Genomic DNA, 17502 nt, shown 5'->3' with positions numbered 1-17502 from the left:
CCGCCGGGGGGCGGCTGCATAGCTCTCTGCCTATCGGAACAGAGGACATCCGCCATGACTGCGACCGTTCAGGACGATATCCGCGACATCATCCAGTCGAATGACGTGGTGCTGTTCATGAAGGGCACGCCGGTCTTCCCGCAATGCGGGTTTTCCTCGGTCGTGGCGCGCGTGCTCGACCATCTCGAGGTCGACTACCACTCGGTCAACGTGCTGGAAGACCACGACATTCGTGAAGGCATCAAGGCCTATTCCGACTGGCCGACCATCCCCCAGCTCTATGTGAAGGGTGAATTTGTCGGCGGCTGCGACATCGTCAAGGAGATGTTCGAAGCGGGCGAGCTTCAGTCCTACCTCAAGGACAAGGGCGTCGCCCCGGCGGCGTAACCGGGCCTAGCGTACCGGATTGGCCACCGTGACCGCAGCGCCTTGCGGCACGCCAAGCTCCTCGAAACCGAAGGCGATCTCGACACCGTTCGGCATCAGCGCGCGGCAATAGTCCTCGCGCACGCGTTCGAGCAGAATCGAATAGGCGTTGTCGCGGCGGCTGACATCGACCCGGAAATCACCCTTCTGCGTGCAGCCGTTGGAGGCAACGCGGACGACCAGGATATCGTCGCCGATGAAGCGCGACCCCAGAACCGTCTCGATCTGGGTTTCCGGTTCGTCATTGCCGCCCGGAACGAGCGGAAGCCGCTGGACAGTCGAACAGGCTGCCAGCGCGGCGGCCGACGCTGCAATGAGCGCGATTCTGAACAACATCATGCGACTCCCCGGATTTCCTGAATCAGAGTGATAACCCTGTCCGGTCCGCTCGCAAACCGCGTGCCGCCGCTCGGGGTGCGATCGCACCGATTCCACTTGCGCACGATACCGGACTCTCCGTGTGAAGAGAAATCCTCGAGTGAAATTCCCGTTTCAGGAGAAATTGACTCCACTTGCGCGGAAAACCGGACTCAAGACCGGCAGATAACCGCGCAAGCAAAAGGCCGCGCGGAACAATCCGGCGCGGCCTTCGCAAAGTCGTCGATGGTCCCCGAAATTACGAGGAGTAGAATTCGACCACCAGGTTCGGTTCCATCTTCACCGGGTACGGCACTTCGGCGAATTCCGGGATACGGGCGTAGGTGGCCTTCATCGCCTTCGGATCGAGGTCGATATAGTCCGGCACGTCGCGTTCCGGGCTCTGCAGGGCTTCCAGGACCAGCGCCATGGAGCGCGAACGGTCGCGCACTTCGATGACATCGCCCGGCTTGCAGACATAGGACGGAATGTTGACCTTGCGGCCATTCACCTTGACGTGGCCGTGGTTCACGAACTGGCGCGCCGCGAACACGGTCGGCACGAATTTCGCGCGGTAGACCACTGCGTCGAGACGCGATTCCAGCAGGCCGATCAGCAGCTCGGCGGTGTTACCGCGGCGGCGCTGGGCTTCGGCATAGATGCGGCTGAACTGCTTCTCGGTGATGTTGCCGTAATAGCCCTTCAGCTTCTGTTTCGCCATGAGCTGCATGCCGAAGTCGGACAGCTTGCCCTTGCGGCGCTGACCGTGCTGGCCGGGGCCATAGGGACGGGCATTGATCGGGCTTTTCGGACGGCCCCAGATGTTTTCGCCCATCCGGCGGTCGATCTTGTATTTCTGCGAATGACGCTTCGTCATTGTCTCTCTCTTTGGCGCGGGCCGGTGGCTCCGGTCCCTCGGCCGGATCCACGATTAAAACGGCGGTATCCGCGTCGTCCCGTGGGTTCATCAAAGGCAGCGGTCAGACCCTGCCCTGTCGAGGGAAGCGGGGTTTCTACCCGCAGGCGCGCGAAAGTCAATGCCGCAAGGTGCGGACGGGTTGCCATGGCTCGCGAAACAGGAAAGCGTTCGCGCCGGGAGGCAGGGATGCGGATACTCGTTCTCGGCGGCTATGGCCTGATCGGCTCGGCGGTGGTGCGCGAATGCCTCGCGCGCGGCTGGACCGTGACCGGTGCCGGGCGCAATCCGGACCGGGGCCGGTGCGCGATTCCGGGGGCGGAGTGGGTCGCGGCCGACCTCGCCCGTTTGACGCGGCCGGACGACTGGTCCGGCGGGCTGGACGGCTATGATGCGGTGATCAACTGCGCCGGCGCGCTGCAGGATGGCGGCGGCGACGATCTTTGGGCGGTTCACCATACCGGGATCGCTGCGCTGGTCGCGGCCTGCGCGGCGGCAAGCGTGCCGCGCTTCGTGCAGATTTCCGCGCCGGGTGCCGAACCGGACGCCGCCACTGAATTCATGCGCACCAAGGCCGCAGGCGATGCCTGGGTCCGCGAGAGCCCGCTTCACTGGGCGATCCTGAAGCCGGGCCTGGTGCTCTCGCCGCACGCCTGGGGCGGGTCCGCCTTGTTGCGCGGACTGGCCGCCCTGCCCTTCGCAATCCCTCTCACCCATGCCGATGCGCCGGCCCAGACCGTCAGCGTTTTCGAACTGGCCCGGGAGGCGGCCGATTGCGCCGCCGGGCTGCGTCCGCCCGGCTATGAAGCCGACCTGGTGGAGGAAAAGACGCATACGCTGGCGGAACTTGTGACCGCTTTTCGGGACTGGCTCGGTTTTCGCCGGGTGCCGATTGCCGCCCTGCCCGACTGGGTGTCGGACGCGGCAGGACTGGCGGGGGACCTCGCGGCCGATCTCGGCTGGAAGACACCGCTGCGCTCGACCGCGATGCGTACGATGGGCGCGGGCGTGACGGGCGATGCGTCGGCGTGGACCGCCGCGCGCGGATCGCCGCCCTCGACCCTTGCGCAGACGCTCGGCGGGTTCGGGGCGGACATCCAGGCGCGGCGCTTCGCGCGAACCTATTTCCTGCATCCCGTGCTGATCGCCGGCCTGTCGGTCTTCTGGATCGTGTCGGGCCTGATCGCCGTGTTCCAGCGCGACGCGGCCGCTGCCATCCTGACCGCGCAGGGCGTGGGACTGGACGCCGCGCTCGCGCTGACCCTGAGCGGGGCGGCGCTCGACATTGCGCTCGGGGCAGGGATTGCCGTCCGGCGCACCTCGTCGCTCGCGCTCATGGGCACGATCGCGCTGACGCTGGCCTATGCGGCGTCCGCGACCGTGATCACGCCGCATCTCTGGGCCGACCCGATGGGAACGCTGGTGAAGATGCTCCCCATCGTGCTGGCCGCGCTCGCGGCGCTGGCGATGAATGGAAGCGAGCGATGACGGCCGAGCTGATCCTGCGCTGGCTGCATGTCGGGGGCGCGGCCGTCCTCCTCGGCACGGGGGCGGGCATCGCCTTCTTCATGGTCATGGCACACCGCACGAAGGATGCCCGGCTGATCGCCCATGTGTCGGGGACGGTCGTGCTGGCCGACTGGGTCTTCACCGCCAGCGCCGTCGTGCTGCAGCCCGTCACCGGATATTTCCTCGCCCGCGCCGTCGGATGGCCGCTGAGCGAGGGCTGGATCGTCTGGTCGCTGGTGCTTTACGTGATGGTGGGGGCGTTCTGGCTGCCCGTCGTCTGGATGCAGCACCGGATGCGCGCGCTGGCGAAAGCCGCCGTGGCGGCTGGCGAGGCCCTGCCCACGGCCTATTTCAGACTGTTCCGGATCTGGTTCGCCTGCGGCTTTCCGGCCTTCGCCGGCGTGCTCGCCATCCTCTGGCTGATGATCGCGCGGCCCGTGCTCTAGCCGGTGACGTCTGCATAGCAATTCGGGGTTTCCCAGACCCGCACGCGCTGGACCGAGACGCCGTCCTCGCGCAAGAGGTCCGTGGCGATACGGAACAGTTCGGCGGCGATATTTTCGGCCGTCGGGGGTACGTCCATCATGTAGACGGGCCGGCCATAGCGGGCGTTGGAGTCGCAGACCGCCTTCACCGCCGGATCCGGGTCGCCGCGCATAAGAATGGCGGTGTGGTCCCAGTTCGTGTCGATCCAGCCGCCAACCTTCTTCTTGATCACCGAGAAGTCGACGACGCGGCCGACCCCGTCCAGCGCGTCGGCGGCGCAGGTGATTTCCGCCGAATAGCGGTGACCGTGAAAGGCGCGGCAGATGCCCTCATGCCCCGGAATCCGGTGCAGGGCGTCCCAGGCGATGAGGCGGGTGCAGGTGATCTTCGGCATGGGCGGGTCTTTGGCGTCCTACGTCGCGCGCGTCAATCCTCACGGACAATCCGCGCCTTGCCCCGGCCGATCGCCAGCGCCTTGATCGCGCCGCGGAAGGTGCGCGCCTCTTGCTCGGTGAAGCGGGCGCGGATCAGGGCGGAGCGCAGATTGTTGATCATCAGCGGCGTCTTGTCGGGGGGATGGAAGAAGCCGGCACGGTCCAGTTCGGACTCGAAATGTTCGAACAGGCGGTCGATCTCGATGCGCGGCGCGGGCGGGGCCATCTCCGTGAAGGCGTCCGGCACCGGGTCACCCGAGGCCCACTCATAGGCGACGACGGCCACGGCCTGCGCCAGATTCAACGACTTGAAGGCGGGATCGACCGGCAGGGTGAGGATGGCGTCCGCGCCGGCGACCGCGTCATTCTCCAGCCCCTGGCGCTCCGCGCCAAACAAAATGCCCGTCCCCTCGCCCGCAGCCAGCGCACCCCGCGCTTCGGCGATCGCTGCGCGGCCGGTCAGCACGCGCTTTTCCATTCCGCGCGGCCGGGCCGTGGTGGCATAGACGCGCGACAGGTCGGCCGTTGCTTCGGCAACGGTTTCAAAGACGCGGGCCGACTCAAGCACGGGCGAGCCCACCGCCATGGCCTCGGCCTGGGGATTCGGCCAGCCATCACGCGGCGCGACGAGGCGCAGATCGGCGAGGCCGAAATTGCCCATGACGCGCGCAGCGGCGCCGATATTCTCGCCCATTTGCGGGTTCACCAGAATGATGGCGGGCGCGCGCATACCAAGGCCCCTTTCGATCCGGCGCGGCGGGTGCTAGGAACCCGCCACATTTTTCAATCCTCACGCACGTGCACGTGCCGTTTTCCAGTCAGAACGGAAGCAGACCGACATGGCCAAAATCAAAGTCGATACCCCGCTCGTCGAGCTCGATGGCGACGAGATGACCCGGATCATCTGGCAGTTGATCAAGGATTATCTCATTCACCCCTATCTCGACGTCGACCTGAAATACTACGACCTGTCGATCGAGAAACGCGACGAGACGAACGACCAGATCACCGTCGAGGCGGCCGAGGCGATCAAGCATTACGGCGTCGGCGTCAAGTGCGCGACCATCACGCCGGACGAGGCCCGGGTGGAGGAATTCGGCCTGAAGAAGATGTGGCGCTCGCCGAACGGCACGATCCGCAACATCCTCGGCGGCGTCGTGTTCCGCGAACCGATCGTGATCTCGAACGTGCCGCGGCTGGTGCCGGGCTGGACCAAGCCGATCGTCGTCGGCCGCCATGCCTTCGGCGACCAGTACCGCGCGACAGACTTCAAGGTGCCGGGCAAGGGCAAGCTGACCATGACCTTCACGCCCGAGGACGGCGGCGAGAAGATGGAATTCGAAGTGTTCGAATTCCCGTCTGCCGGCGTCGCGATGGGCATGTACAATCTTGACGAGTCGATCCGCGACTTCGCCCGCGCCAGCCTGAATTACGGCCTGCAGCGCGGCTGGCCGGTCTATCTGTCGACCAAGAACACGATCCTCAAGGCCTATGACGGCCGCTTCAAGGACCTGTTCCAGGAGATCTATGACGCCGAGTTCAAGGACGCCTTCGCGTCGAAGGGCATCTCCTACGAACACCGCCTGATCGACGACATGGTCGCAGCCGCGATGAAGTGGTCCGGCGGCTTTGTCTGGGCGTGCAAGAACTATGATGGCGACGTGCAGTCAGACACCGTGGCCCAGGGCTTCGGTTCGCTCGGCCTGATGACGTCGGTGCTGATGAGCCCGGACGGCAAGACGGTCGAGGCGGAAGCCGCACACGGCACCGTCACCCGTCACTACCGCCAGCACCAGCGCGGCGAGCAGACCTCGACGAACTCGATCGCCTCGATCTTCGCCTGGACGCGCGGCATCCACCACCGCGGCCGGATGGACGGCAATGAAGCGGTGATGGATTTCGCCGAGAAGCTCGAAGCCACCGTGATCTCGACCGTCGAAGCCGGCTATATGACCAAGGACCTCGCGCTTCTCGTCGGCGACCAGCAGGGCTGGCTGTCGACCGAGGGCTTCCTGGAAAAGGTCAATGACCGCTTCGCCGCGGCGATGAAGGGCTAAGGCCCTGCGACTCACGAAATGGAAAAGGCCGGGCCATCGCCCGGCCTTTTTCTTTGCGCGTCAGACCGTCTGCCGACGCATCGTGACGAAGGTTTCGGCCTCGATCCGCCAGTCGTCACCGTCGAGCCGCCATTTCGCGAAATAGCGGCCGGTATAGCGCACCGTCATGCCCTCGACCGTCCAGCCGCCGGTCCAACGGCCACTTTCGGCAGCGAGAAGCCCGTCCTCATTGATTTCGATCCGCGCGGGCATCCGGACGTAATGAACATCCGGTGCCTGGGTGAAGATCGAGGTCCAGGCCTCGATCTGGGCGTCACGGCCATTGATCAGGCGCGCATCCTCGCCCGGGACGAGGATGGCGTTTGCGTGCAGGCAATCGGCAATCGCCTTCAGTGACCGGGTTTCCAGTGCCGTGTTGAAGGCGGAGCGCACCGATGCGATGGCGCGCGCGGCGGCCTTGTCACCGGCAAGCTGGATATCGGGCTTCGGCGTCCTCGCCATCAGCCGGCAATGGCCGACTTGATCGCCGCGATGGCGTCTTCCGCCTTCGACCCGTCCGGCCCACCGGCCTGGGCAAAGTCCTCGCGCCCGCCGCCGCCCTTGCCACCGACCGCTTCGGCGCCGACGCGGACAAGCTCGACGGCCGAGAACCGGTCCCTGAGGTCGTCCGTCACACCAACCGCCAGAGCCGCCTTGCCGTCATTGACGCCGACAAAGGCAACCACGCCGGAGCCCAGCTGACCCTTGGCGTCGTCGACCAGCGCGCGGAGGTCCTTGCCGCCAACGCCTTCGGCGACGCGGCCGATGAATTTCGTGCCGTCGACATCTTCCGGGCCGGCCGGGGCCGCGGCACCGCCGCCGCCCATGGCGAGCTGCTTCTTGGCCTCGGCCAGCTGGCGCTCCAGCGATCGGCGCTCGTCGACCAGCGCGGCGATGCGGGTCTGGAGATCGCCCACCGGAATTTTCAGGGCCTCGGCGGACTTGCGGGCGATACCGGCCTGGTTTTCCAGCCATTGCCGCGCCGCTTCGCCGGTCAGCGCCTCGATCCGGCGTACGCCGGACGCGACCGCGCCTTCGGAGACGATCTTGAACAGGGCGATATCGCCGGTGCGCGCGACATGGGTGCCGCCGCACAGTTCGACCGAATAGCGCCGCCCGGGCTCAACATCGCGGCCCATCGCCAGCACGCGGACCATGTCGCCATACTTTTCGCCGAACAGTGCCAGCGCGCCCGCCTTGATCGCGTCTTCGGGCGCCATTTCCTTCGTTTCGGCGACATCATTCTGACGGATGACCGCATTCACTTCCGCCTCGATGCGGGCAATCTCGTCCGCACTCACCGATCTGGGATGCGAAAAGTCGAAACGCAGCCGGTCCGGGCCAACATAAGAACCCTTCTGGGAGACATGCGTGCCGAGGACGTCGCGCAGGGCACGGTGCAGAAGGTGGGTGGCCGAGTGGTTCGCGCGGGTGCGCGACCGGCGGCCTTCATCGACCGTGAGGGTGGCCGTATCGCCGATGGCGATCGACCCGGATTCGAGGTGGCCGACATGGCCATGCATGTCGCCGCCGCGCTTCTGCACGTCGTCGACGACGAAGCGCGCGCCATTGGCAAATTCGATCACGCCGGCATCGCCGATCTGGCCGCCGCTTTCGCCGTAGAAGGGCGTGCGGTCGAAGACGAGTTCACCGCTCTGACCGGCTTCGAGACGGTCCTGTTCGGACCCGCCCGCGACGATGGCGGTCAACTCGCCCTTTTCGGCATGGCAGTCATAGCCGAGGAATTCGGTCTTTCCCAGCCGGTCGCGAACGGCGAACCAGACGGCATCCGGGGCCGCGTCGCCGGACCCCTTCCAGTTGGCTCGGGCCGCGTCGCGCTGTCCTTCCATCGCCACTTCAAACGCGTCGGTGTCGACCGACATGCCGCGGGCGCGCAGCGCGTCCTGCGTCAGGTCGAGCGGGAAGCCGTAGGTGTCGTAGAGGCGGAAGGCGGTGTCTCCCGACAGGGCGTCGCCGGCCTTCATGCCGCGCGTTGCCTCATCGAGCAGAGCCAGGCCGCGGCCGAGCGTGCGCTGGAAGCGCTCCTCCTCGGCTTCAAGGGTGGACTGGATCATCTCCTGCGCGCGCGGCAGTTCCGGGAAGGCTTCACCCATCTGCTCCACGAGCGCGGGCACCAGCTTGTGCATCACCGGTTCGCTCGCGCCGAGGAGATGCGCGTGGCGCATCGCGCGGCGCATGATGCGGCGCAGGACATAGCCGCGCCCCTCGTTCGACGGCGACACACCATCCGCCATCAGGAAGGAGACCGAGCGCAGGTGATCGGCGATCACCCGGTGGCTCGCCAGCGCCTCGCCTTCGGCCGTCGAGGACAGAACGTCCTGCGACGCCTCGATCAGCGCCCGGAACAGGTCGACCTCGTAGTTGTTGTGCACGCCCTGCAGCACCGCCGCGATGCGTTCCAGCCCCATGCCGGTGTCGATCGACGGCTTGGGCAGGGAAATGCGCTCTCCGCCGTCCTTCTGCTCGAACTGCATGAAGACGAGATTCCAGATCTCGATGAAGCGGTCGCCGTCCTCGTCCGGAGATCCGGGCGGACCGCCCGGGATGGATGGGCCGTGATCGAAGAAGATTTCCGAGCACGGGCCACACGGGCCGGTGTCGCCCATCATCCAGAAGTTATCCATCGTGGATATCCGGATGATCCGATCATCGGACAGGCCGGCGACTTTCTTCCACAGACCATGCGCCTCGTCGTCTTCCGAATAGACGGTGACCAGAAGCTTGTCCTTCGGGAGGCCGAAATCCTTCGTGAGCAGCGTCCAGGCGTGTTCGATCGCCCGCTCCTTGAAATAGTCGCCGAAGGAGAAATTCCCCAGCATTTCAAAGAAGGTGTGGTGGCGCGCGGTGTAGCCGACATTGTCGAGGTCGTTGTGCTTGCCCCCGGCGCGCACGCATTTCTGCGTCGTCACGGCACGCGGTCTGGCGCGCTTTTCCTGCCCGGTGAAGACATTCTTGAACTGCACCATGCCGGCATTGGTGAAGAGCAGCGTCGGATCGTCCTTGGGAACAAGCGGGCTCGACGCCACGACCTCGTGATCGTGCTTGGCAAAATAGTCGAGAAATCCGCTGCGGATGTCGCGCAGGCTGGTCATCATCTTGTCCTTCCCGGCGCGTGAACGGGCCAGGTGCTGTCTCGTGCCGGTGTTACGGGCGGTGAATGTCACTCCATATACGAACGGGCGCCCGGCCTCGCCAAGCGCCCGCTGCTGAAATTTTTGCGGTTGCGAAAAACTGTGCCGGCGGGATCAGCCCGCAGCGGCTTCGTCACCCCCGTCATCCTCGACGTCGGGACCGGTCAGCATCTCGTCGGCAATGACGCCGGAATTGGCACGGACCTTGGCCTCGATCTCGTTGGCGATATCCGGATTGTCGAGCAGGAAGCGGCGTACATTCTCGCGCCCCTGACCGATGCGTTCGGAATTGTAGGAGAACCAGGACCCGGACTTCTCCACGATGCCGCCCTTGACGCCGAGATCGAGAATCTCGCCGGTCTTGGAGATGCCCTCACCGTAGAGGATGTCGAACTCGACCTCGCGGAAGGGCGGTGCGACCTTGTTCTTCACCACTTTCACGCGGGTCTGGTTGCCGATCACCTCGTCGCGATTCTTGATCTGACCTATGCGGCGGATGTCGAGGCGGACGGAGGCATAGAATTTCAGCGCATTGCCGCCGGTCGTGGTTTCCGGATTGCCGAACATCACGCCGATCTTCATGCGGATCTGGTTGATGAAGATCACCATGGTGTGGGACTTCGAGATCGAGCCGGTCAGCTTGCGCAGCGCCTGGCTCATCAGGCGGGCCTGCAGGCCCGGCAGGCTGTCGCCCATCTCGCCTTCAAGCTCGGCGCGCGGCGTCAGGGCCGCGACGGAGTCGATGACGAGCACGTCGACGGCGCCGGACCGGACCAGCGTGTCGGCAATCTCGAGCGCCTGCTCGCCGGCGTCCGGCTGGGACACCAGAAGCTCGGCAACGTCGACGCCCAGCTTGCCGGCATAGACGGGATCGAGCGCATGCTCGGCGTCGATGAAGGCGGCGACGCCGCCCGCCTTCTGGGCCTCGGCGACGCAGTGCAGCGCCAGCGTGGTCTTGCCCGAGGATTCCGGACCATAGATCTCGATGATGCGGCCCTTGGGCAGGCCGCCGATGCCGAGCGCGATGTCGAGACCGAGCGAGCCGGTCGGGATCGCCTCGATATCCATGTCCGGGCGCTCGCCCAGCTTCATCACCGATCCCTTGCCGAAGGCACGGTCGATCTGGGAAAGCGCGGCTTCAAGCGCCTTGGACTTGTCGGTCTTGTCAGTGTTTCTCACGAGACGAATCGCATTGCTGGCCATGGGTCCTGTCCCTTATTTCACGGCCCCGGAGGCGGGGCAATCGAAGGGACTTGTACCGCGTTTGTTCCGGGAACGCAACAGGAACATTGGACGGGGCGTCATTCATCCGGATCAGGCCGCGTCGGCGTTCTCCGTCCGTGCGCCGATCTCGGACTTCACTTTCTCGGCCAGTTGCGACAGCGTGAAGGGCTTGGGCAGGAAGGAGATGTCGTGCTCACGCGAGAGCGTGTGCGAGAACTCCTCCTCGGCATAGCCGGAGATGAAGACGATGCGGGTCGAGGCCAGCAGATCGCGCGCCTTTTCCACGAGGCCAGGTCCGTCGAGCCCCGGCATCACGACGTCCGAGATCAGCAGATCGAACGTGCTCTCGCCATCCTGCAGGATGGCCAGGGCCTTTTCCCCGTCCTCGGCCTCGGTCACCTCATAGCCGCGCTTGACCAGCGTGCGGGCGGCGATCATGCGCACCTTGTCCTCGTCCTCGACGAGGAGGATGCGGCCGCGCCCTGCGAGGTCGGCGGGCTTGGGTTCGAATGCCCGCTCGGCCTTCTTGCGCTCGACCTCCTCGCGCACTTCCTCCGTGGCCTCGGTGGCCGGCAGGAAGAGGCGGAAAGTCGTGCCCCGGCCAAGTTCCGAATCGACAAAGAGGAAGCCGCCGGACTGCTTGACGATGCCATAGACCGTGGCAAGGCCGAGGCCGGTCCCCTGCCCCTGCGGCTTGGTGGTGAAGAAGGGCTCGAAAATCTTCTCCCGCGTCGCCTGATCCATGCCCGTGCCTTCGTCCTGGACCTCGATGAGGACCCAGTCGCCGGACACCGGATCGGGCGCGCCGGCTTCACGCACCTGTTCAGCGGTGGCAGACGCGGTGCGGATCGTCATCGTGCCGCCGCCCTTCTCGCGCATCGCGTCGCGGCCATTGGCGACCAGGTTGATGATGGCGGTTTCCAGCTGCCCCTTGTCGGCCCGGATCGGTGGCAGGTCGCGGCCGTGGACGATTTCCAGCTTCACCGTCTCCTCGAGGATCTGGCGCAGCAGGATGGAGAAGTCCGAGAGCACGTCCGCCACTTCCAGCGTCTCGACCCGGAAGGTCTGCTTGCGCGAGAAGGCGAGCAGCTTCTTCACCAGGCCGGCGGCGCGCGACACCGTCGAATTGATGTGCTGCAGGTCGGCATAGGACGGGTCGCCGACCGGGTGGCGGCCAAGCAATTCGTCGACCGTCAGGCGCAGCGCGGTGAGCAGGTTGTTGAACTCATGCGCCACCCCGCCGGCGAGCTGGCCGACAGCCTGCATCTTGTTGCCTTGCGCGAATTTCCGTTCCAGGTCCTTCCACGCCGAGACGTCGATCACATAGGCGACGCGCTTGCCGCCGCGGGCCGGCGCGAACACCAGATGCGCTTCGCGCTTGGTCTCGCCCTTGAGCACGACTTCGGCAGGTTCCGTGGTACCGCTGGAGGCGCGGGCGACCGCCTCGCCCGGAGTGCGGCCATCGCTCCAGTCGAACAGGTCGATGAATTTGGCGCCCGGAATGGCCGCCCCGCCGCAATACTGCAAAAGGGCCGGATTGGCGTCCTCGATGATCGCGGCTTCCGGATCGGCCCCGTCGAGACGGGCGACGCCGAAGGGCGCGGAGAAGAACATCTCGTCGAAGGTCCGGCCGGCCTTGGTCCCGCTCGGCATGGCCTGTGCGATTCCCGGCGGAGCACCGGTGGTCGACAGGCCATAGACGATGGCGCGGCCAACAGGGTGTTTGCCAGCTTCCCAACGGATCGCGACGGCGACCGGCGTTTCCACCCCTTCGCGCCCCTTCAGACGGGCGTCGAGACGCACCGTGTCGGGTTGGCCACAAGTCTTCAGAACGGCGCGCGCGCCGTCCCCTGTCAACATGTCGCGCAGGGCAGGCAGGGCATCCTCGCGCCGGAGGCCGAGCCATTCGCGCAGCGTCGCATTGCCGTCGAGCAGCTTGCCCTTCGGATCGATCGCCATCAGGCCGGCCGGGGCATTGTCGGCCCAGTCCGGGCGCAGGCGCGTGTCCTTTTCGCCCTCGGCCGCGTCGACCGACGGCATGACGCGCCACACGATGTGATCGTCGCCCGACGGGCGAACCTCGATGTCGTAGCGGCGCAGTTCGCCGTTCACGTCGAGCACGGGCATGCGTTCGCGCGCTGTCGCACCGCTCGCCGCGGCGAGGATCAGGCGGTAGACCGCCCCGTCGCTGCCCGCCCATATCCGGTCGGGGCCGGCCAGGGCGAGACTCTGTCCCAGCCCGCCTGCGGTCTTCGCGATGTCACGATAGGCGGCATTGCCCCAGCGCGGCGCGCCCTTGCGGTTGGTGACGAGGACCGGGTCGGCCAGCAGGTCGAGGGCTTCGAGTGCAAGAGCGGAAGGTCCCGGCAGGGCATGGCGCTCGGCCTTCTCGCGCAGGGCACGACCGGCGGCCTCACCTGCGGCGAGGGCGTAAAGCAGGAGGAAGGCGGCGACCGCGAACCCGGCCAGCAGAATAAATCCATGCCAACCGGCCTCGGAGGCAGCGAACAGCGCGACACCGGCTGACGCCAGGGCGCACAGGGCGGCGGTCCAGAACAGGCCGCGCGCCACTGGCTGGGTCCAGAGCGGTGCCCGCATCGCTTTCACGGGTTGTGTGAATTCGGCCATGGATTCCTCCGTACGCGATCCGAATCGCGAATCCGTTCGAAACTCTACATCGCAATGCGCCGTCACGCCCGCTTGCGGGCGAGCGTCAGGACGTAACCGATCACCTTGGCGACCGCCTTGTAGTGTTCGGCCGGAATGGTTTCGTCGATCTCAACACTGGCATGGAGCGCGCGGGCAAGCGGCGGATCCTCGACGATCGGCACGTTGTGCTCCCTCGCCAACTCCCGGATGCGCAGCGCCACGGCATCGGCCCCCTTGGCCACGCAGATCGGGGCGGCGGTCACGCCCTGCTCGTATTTCAGCGCCACCGCATAGTGGGTCGGGTTGGTAATCACCACGGTTGCGTCCGGCACGGCGGCCATCATGCGGCGGCGTGCGCGTTCCTGGCGGATCTGGCGAAGACGCGCCCGGATCATCGGATCGCCCTCGGTCTGCTTCAGCTCGTCCTTCAGGTCGCGGCGGGACATGCGGTTGCGCTTCATGAAGCTCTGGCGCTGGTAGACGTAATCGAGCGCCGCGATGGCCGCATAGGCGATCAGCGCGGCAATGAAGAGCAGGATCACGTCGACCAGCACGACTTGCAGGATGCCGGACACATCCATCGCGGGAAGCGCCGCCAGATCGGTCCGCTTCGGCCAGATCACGATGAAAATGGCTCCGGCGACCAGCGCCATCTTGCCGAGGCCTTTCAGGAAATTGGCCCAGCCCTGGGGGCCGAACATCCGTTTCACGCCCTCGACCGGATTCAGCTTCGACAGCTTGGGCTGCATCTTCTCGGTGGAGAACATCAGCCCGGTCTGGACCAGGTGGCCGGCGAGTCCTGCTGCCATGAGAATCAGAAAGGCAAATCCGACCGCCACTGACACCGACCACGCGGTCGACGCGGTCAGGTCGAGCGCGGCGGCCGGATCGAGGCTGATCTCATGCGGGCGCGCCAGGAAGACCGACAGGCTGCCCGCGAGATAGCGAGCAATCGACGGACCCAGCAGCGCGATGACGACAAGGCCGGACGCGAGCACGAACCAGCCGGGGATTTCCTGCGATTTGGGAACGTCGCCTTTCTCACGCGCCTGTTGCAGGCGCTTGGGTGTCGGCTCCTCTGTCTTCTCGCTTTCGTCCTGATCGTCGGCCATCGCGCGCTCCTACTGGAATTCGACGGCAAACGTCTCGAGCCGCTGGAGCCAGACCATGGCCATGGCCCCGACAGCGATCGCGAAGATGAAGAAACCGGCCAGGATGTTCACCGGCATGGCGATGAAGAAGATCTGAGCCTGCGGCATCAGGCGGGAGAGCACGCCGAGGCCGAAATAGAAGACCAGGCCGAAGACGATCAGCGGCGCGGAAATCTGAATCCCGATGCGAAAGCTGTCGGAAAAGACCGTCAGCGCCCATTCCGCCATGTCCGCCAGCGGCGGCAGCGCCCCAACCGGCATGACCTCATACGAACCGCGGGCGGCCAGCAGCAAAAGATGGTGCAGATTGGTCACGAAGATCAGCACGATGAAAAGCAGGTTGAGGAAGGTCGACATCAACGCGCCGGACTGTCCCTGTGAGGGGTCGAAGGCCTGTGCCATGGCGAGGCCGGTCTGCTGACCGACGATCTGCCCCGCGACCGACGCGACCGACATGAACATGCGCATCACGGCGCCGATCATCAGGCCGATCACCGCCTCGCTCATCAGCATGGCCGCCATCGCCAGAGGCTGGACCGGTTCGGCGGGCAGTTCGGGCGCGATGAAGGGCGCGAGCGCGAGCGAAAACATCAGCGCAAAGGCCAGTCGCGCACGGGGCGGCACGCCGGGCTCGCCAATGCCGGGCATCAGCATGAGAATCGCCCCGAGCCGCGCGAAAATAAGCGCTCCTGCGTAGACGAGGGCGGCCAGCTCCATATTCACGACGCGACGATCCGGTCGGCGATGCCGTTCATGAAAGCGGACATAAGCGCCCCCATGACCGGCAGGAAGATCAGCAGAGCGACGAAGATCGCAATGATTTTCGGAACGAAAACCAGTGTCATTTCCTGAACTTGCGTCAGTGCCTGAAAGAGCGCGATGACCACGCCGACGGCGAGACCGACCAGCATTACCGGCGCCGAAAGCGCCAGCATCAACCAGATCGCGTCGCGCGCCAGATCGAGAACTTCGCTGCCATTCATGGGACGCCGCCTGCCCGGAGTTAACCAAGTTGCGACGCCGACGCTCCGCCCGTTCGCGTTAAGAAAGGGTCAATAAGTGTAAACACGGCGCAGGGTGCGAGCGGACATATTACATAAGCGTCAGGTTTACGCGCGGCCCCTTCGCGTTAAGAAAGGGGCAGAGAAACCCTTTGTCTGGACGGGGAGGTCCGACCCTTATGCGTGCTTTTCTTATCAGCGTGAGCGCGGCAGCGCTTCTGGCCGCCTGCGGCAACCCCGAATCCGAAGACGCGAACACCGCGGCGGAGCCCGCGGCATCGAGCGAGGCCGCGACCCCCGAAGCAGGGGCCGGCACCGAGGTTTCCGCGGAAGCCCAGGCTGCGGAGACCGAACGGTTGAACGCTTTCTTCCAGGAGGTCTTCGAGCGGGAACTGGCGCTGTCGCCGCAGGGCCAGACCTATCTCGGCATGATTGACGACAATGACGCCTATGGCCGATGGGACGATGTCAGCGACGCGGCCTTCGAGGCCGGCATGGACCGGGCGCGGGGCGACCTGGAACGCCTGCGCAATGATTTCGACTACGACCTGCTGACCGAAGAGGCGCAAGTCAGCTACCGATTCTTCGAATTTGTTCAGGAGAACACGCTCGACCAGGGCGATTTCCGCGACCAGACCTACATCTTCACACAATTTTTCGGTCCGCATTCGGACATGCCGTCCCTGCTGATCGGCTATCACCGCGTGAACAGCGCCGACCAGGCGCGCGCCTATGTCAGCCGCCTGCAGGGTCTCGGCCCGGCGATCGCACAATTGGCCGCGCAGGCCCGCGCCCGTGCAGAGGCCGGCGTGCAACCGCCGGAATTCGCCTATCCCGTGATCATCAATACTGCGCGCGGCCTGATCACCGGAGCCCCGTTCGACGAAACCGGGGCCGACAGCCCGCTATGGGCCGATCTGCAGCAGAAGACCAATGCGCTCGACATCCCGCAGGAGGAAAGAGACGCGATCCTGGACGCCGGCCGGGCGGCGCTGATCGATTCGGTGCAACCCGCCTACGAGGCGCTGATCGCCGAGATGGAACGTCAGGCCGGGACGGTCGGCGACGAGGACGGCGTGTGGCACCTGCCGCGCGGCGAGGCCTACTACGCGGCGCAATTGCGCAACTACACAACGCGCGATGACATGAGCGCCGAAGACATCCACCAGCTGGGCCTGTCGGAAGTCGACCGCATTCACGAAGAGATGCGCGGCATCATGCAAGAGGTCGGCTTCGAAGGCTCGCTTCAGGACTTCTTCGCGCACCTTCGCGAGAGCCCGGAATTCTACTACGAGGACAGTGACGCAGGCCGCGAGCGCTATCTCGCCGAAGCGACCGCGATGATCGACACGATGCGCGAGGAAATCCCGGCCTATTTCGGCCGCCTGCCGCAGGCCGAGATGGAAGTCCGCGCCGTCGAGCCCTACCGGATCGAGACCGCGACCGGGGCCTTCTACGAGCCCGGCCCGCTCGATCGTTCGGCCCCGGCCGCCTATTACGTCAACCTCGCCCACATGGACGAATTGCCGGTCTACCAGATGGAGACGCTCGCCTATCACGAGGGCATTCCGGGTCACCACCTGCAGTCCGCCATCGCGCAGGAACTCGACAATGTCCCGATGTTCCAGCGGGTGACCTGGTATTCCGCCTATGGTGAAGGCTGGGCGCTTTATTCCGAACGGCTCGGCAAGGACATGGGCATGTTCACAGACCCCTACCAGGATTTCGGCCGCCTCTCCTACGAGGTGTTCCGCGCGGCTCGCCTCGTGGTCGATACCGGCATCCACCACCACCGCTGGACCGAGGAACAGGCCGCCGCATACATGCTTGAAAACACGCCGATGACCGCCGGCGATATCCAGAACGAAATCCGCCGCTACATCGTGTGGCCGGGTCAGGCCGTGTCCTACAAGGTCGGCATGGAAACCATTCTCGACCTGCGCCAGCGCGCGATGGAAGCGCTGGGCGAGGATTTCGACTACCGCGAATTCCACGACGTCGTGCTGGGCAATGGCTCGGTGCCGCTGACCCTGCTGAGCGAACTCGTCGACGAGTATATCGCGGACAACCAGAACGGCTGAAGCCGCGAAAGGACGACACA

The 17502-nt window shown here is 65.5% G+C and carries 16 protein-coding genes; 5 read left to right on the top strand and 11 right to left on the bottom strand.

The features are described from left to right. The first annotated feature begins 54 nt into the window (after window positions 1-54). Entirely contained in the window at window positions 55-387 is a 333-nt protein-coding gene (grxD, locus tag ACFOOR_RS13575) for a Grx4 family monothiol glutaredoxin (protein WP_343163127.1), read from the top strand. Window positions 388-393: 6 nt separating this feature from the next. Here grxD and ACFOOR_RS13570 read toward each other — a convergent pair whose 3' ends face one another. Next, window positions 394-765, bottom strand: a complete 372-nt coding sequence (locus tag ACFOOR_RS13570) for a hypothetical protein (protein WP_380214793.1) — start codon at window positions 763-765, stop codon at window positions 394-396. 277 nt (window positions 766-1042) lie between these two features. After that, window positions 1043-1660, bottom strand: a complete 618-nt coding sequence (rpsD, locus tag ACFOOR_RS13565; RefSeq protein WP_343163125.1) for a 30S ribosomal protein S4 — start codon at window positions 1658-1660, stop codon at window positions 1043-1045. A gap of 228 nt (window positions 1661-1888) precedes the next feature. On the opposite strand from rpsD, the gene ACFOOR_RS13560 reads away from it, so the two are divergent. After that, window positions 1889-3187: an SDR family oxidoreductase gene (locus ACFOOR_RS13560; protein WP_343163124.1), complete on the top strand. Its 1299-nt coding sequence runs from the start codon at window positions 1889-1891 to the stop codon at window positions 3185-3187. Beyond that, complete coding sequence (locus ACFOOR_RS13555) at window positions 3184-3654, top strand: DUF2269 family protein (RefSeq protein ID WP_343163123.1); 471 nt, start codon at window positions 3184-3186, stop codon at window positions 3652-3654. The genes ACFOOR_RS13560 and ACFOOR_RS13555 overlap by 4 nt, the downstream gene beginning before the upstream one ends. Here ACFOOR_RS13555 and ACFOOR_RS13550 read toward each other — a convergent pair. Both ACFOOR_RS13550 and ACFOOR_RS13545 read right to left on the bottom strand, forming a co-directional pair. Continuing rightward, window positions 3651-4088, bottom strand: coding sequence for a 6-pyruvoyl trahydropterin synthase family protein (locus ACFOOR_RS13550; protein ID WP_343163122.1), 438 nt, complete (start codon window positions 4086-4088; stop codon window positions 3651-3653). The genes ACFOOR_RS13555 and ACFOOR_RS13550 overlap by 4 nt on opposite strands. Before the next feature lie 32 nt (window positions 4089-4120). After that, window positions 4121-4858 (bottom strand): RNA methyltransferase, encoded by a 738-nt coding sequence (locus ACFOOR_RS13545; RefSeq protein ID WP_343163121.1) that lies wholly within the window; start codon window positions 4856-4858, stop codon window positions 4121-4123. 109 nt (window positions 4859-4967) lie between these two features. Here ACFOOR_RS13545 and ACFOOR_RS13540 point away from each other — a divergent pair, with 109 nt between their 5' ends. After that, window positions 4968-6185 carry an NADP-dependent isocitrate dehydrogenase gene (locus tag ACFOOR_RS13540; RefSeq protein WP_343163120.1) on the top strand — a complete coding sequence of 406 codons (1218 nt, stop codon included), beginning with the start codon at window positions 4968-4970 and terminating at the stop codon, window positions 6183-6185. Between the two features lie 60 nt (window positions 6186-6245). Here the strand turns inward: ACFOOR_RS13540 and ACFOOR_RS13535 are convergent, their stop codons facing one another. The 7 genes from ACFOOR_RS13535 to fliQ all read right to left on the bottom strand — a co-directional run bounded on the left by ACFOOR_RS13535 (window position 6246) and on the right by fliQ (window position 15383). After that, the gene (locus tag ACFOOR_RS13535; protein ID WP_343163119.1) at window positions 6246-6686 is read right to left on the bottom strand and encodes a nuclear transport factor 2 family protein; all 441 of its coding nucleotides are present in this window, start codon (window positions 6684-6686) and stop codon (window positions 6246-6248) included. Then, a complete protein-coding gene (gene alaS, locus ACFOOR_RS13530) occupies window positions 6686-9337 on the bottom strand; it encodes an alanine--tRNA ligase (RefSeq protein ID WP_343163371.1) in 2652 nt (883 codons plus the stop codon). The genes ACFOOR_RS13535 and alaS overlap by 1 nt, the downstream gene beginning before the upstream one ends. A gap of 153 nt (window positions 9338-9490) precedes the next feature. Beyond that, window positions 9491-10579, bottom strand: coding sequence for a recombinase RecA (gene recA, locus ACFOOR_RS13525; protein ID WP_343163118.1), 1089 nt, complete (start codon window positions 10577-10579; stop codon window positions 9491-9493). Window positions 10580-10690: 111 nt separating this feature from the next. Further along, on the bottom strand, window positions 10691-13228 hold the full coding sequence (locus ACFOOR_RS13520) for an ATP-binding protein (protein WP_343163117.1): 2538 nt from the start codon (window positions 13226-13228) through the stop codon (window positions 10691-10693). A 62-nt stretch (window positions 13229-13290) separates the two neighbouring features. Beyond that, the gene (flhB, locus tag ACFOOR_RS13515) at window positions 13291-14361 is read right to left on the bottom strand and encodes a flagellar biosynthesis protein FlhB (RefSeq protein ID WP_343163116.1); all 1071 of its coding nucleotides are present in this window, start codon (window positions 14359-14361) and stop codon (window positions 13291-13293) included. A 9-nt stretch (window positions 14362-14370) separates the two neighbouring features. Further along, the gene (gene fliR, locus ACFOOR_RS13510) at window positions 14371-15117 is read right to left on the bottom strand and encodes a flagellar biosynthetic protein FliR (protein WP_343163370.1); all 747 of its coding nucleotides are present in this window, start codon (window positions 15115-15117) and stop codon (window positions 14371-14373) included. Window positions 15118-15119: 2 nt separating this feature from the next. Beyond that, entirely contained in the window at window positions 15120-15383 is a 264-nt protein-coding gene (gene fliQ, locus ACFOOR_RS13505) for a flagellar biosynthesis protein FliQ (protein WP_236954350.1), read from the bottom strand. Window positions 15384-15580: 197 nt separating this feature from the next. On the opposite strand from fliQ, the gene ACFOOR_RS13500 reads away from it, so the two are divergent. Then, window positions 15581-17482, top strand: a complete 1902-nt coding sequence (locus ACFOOR_RS13500; RefSeq protein WP_343163115.1) for a DUF885 domain-containing protein — start codon at window positions 15581-15583, stop codon at window positions 17480-17482. The last annotated feature ends 20 nt before the right edge of the window (window positions 17483-17502 follow it).

The organism is Hyphobacterium vulgare (assembly GCF_042643335.1).
GTDB lineage: Bacteria > Pseudomonadota > Alphaproteobacteria > Caulobacterales > Maricaulaceae > Hyphobacterium > Hyphobacterium vulgare.
This window is presented reverse-complemented; position numbering and strand designations above follow the sequence as displayed.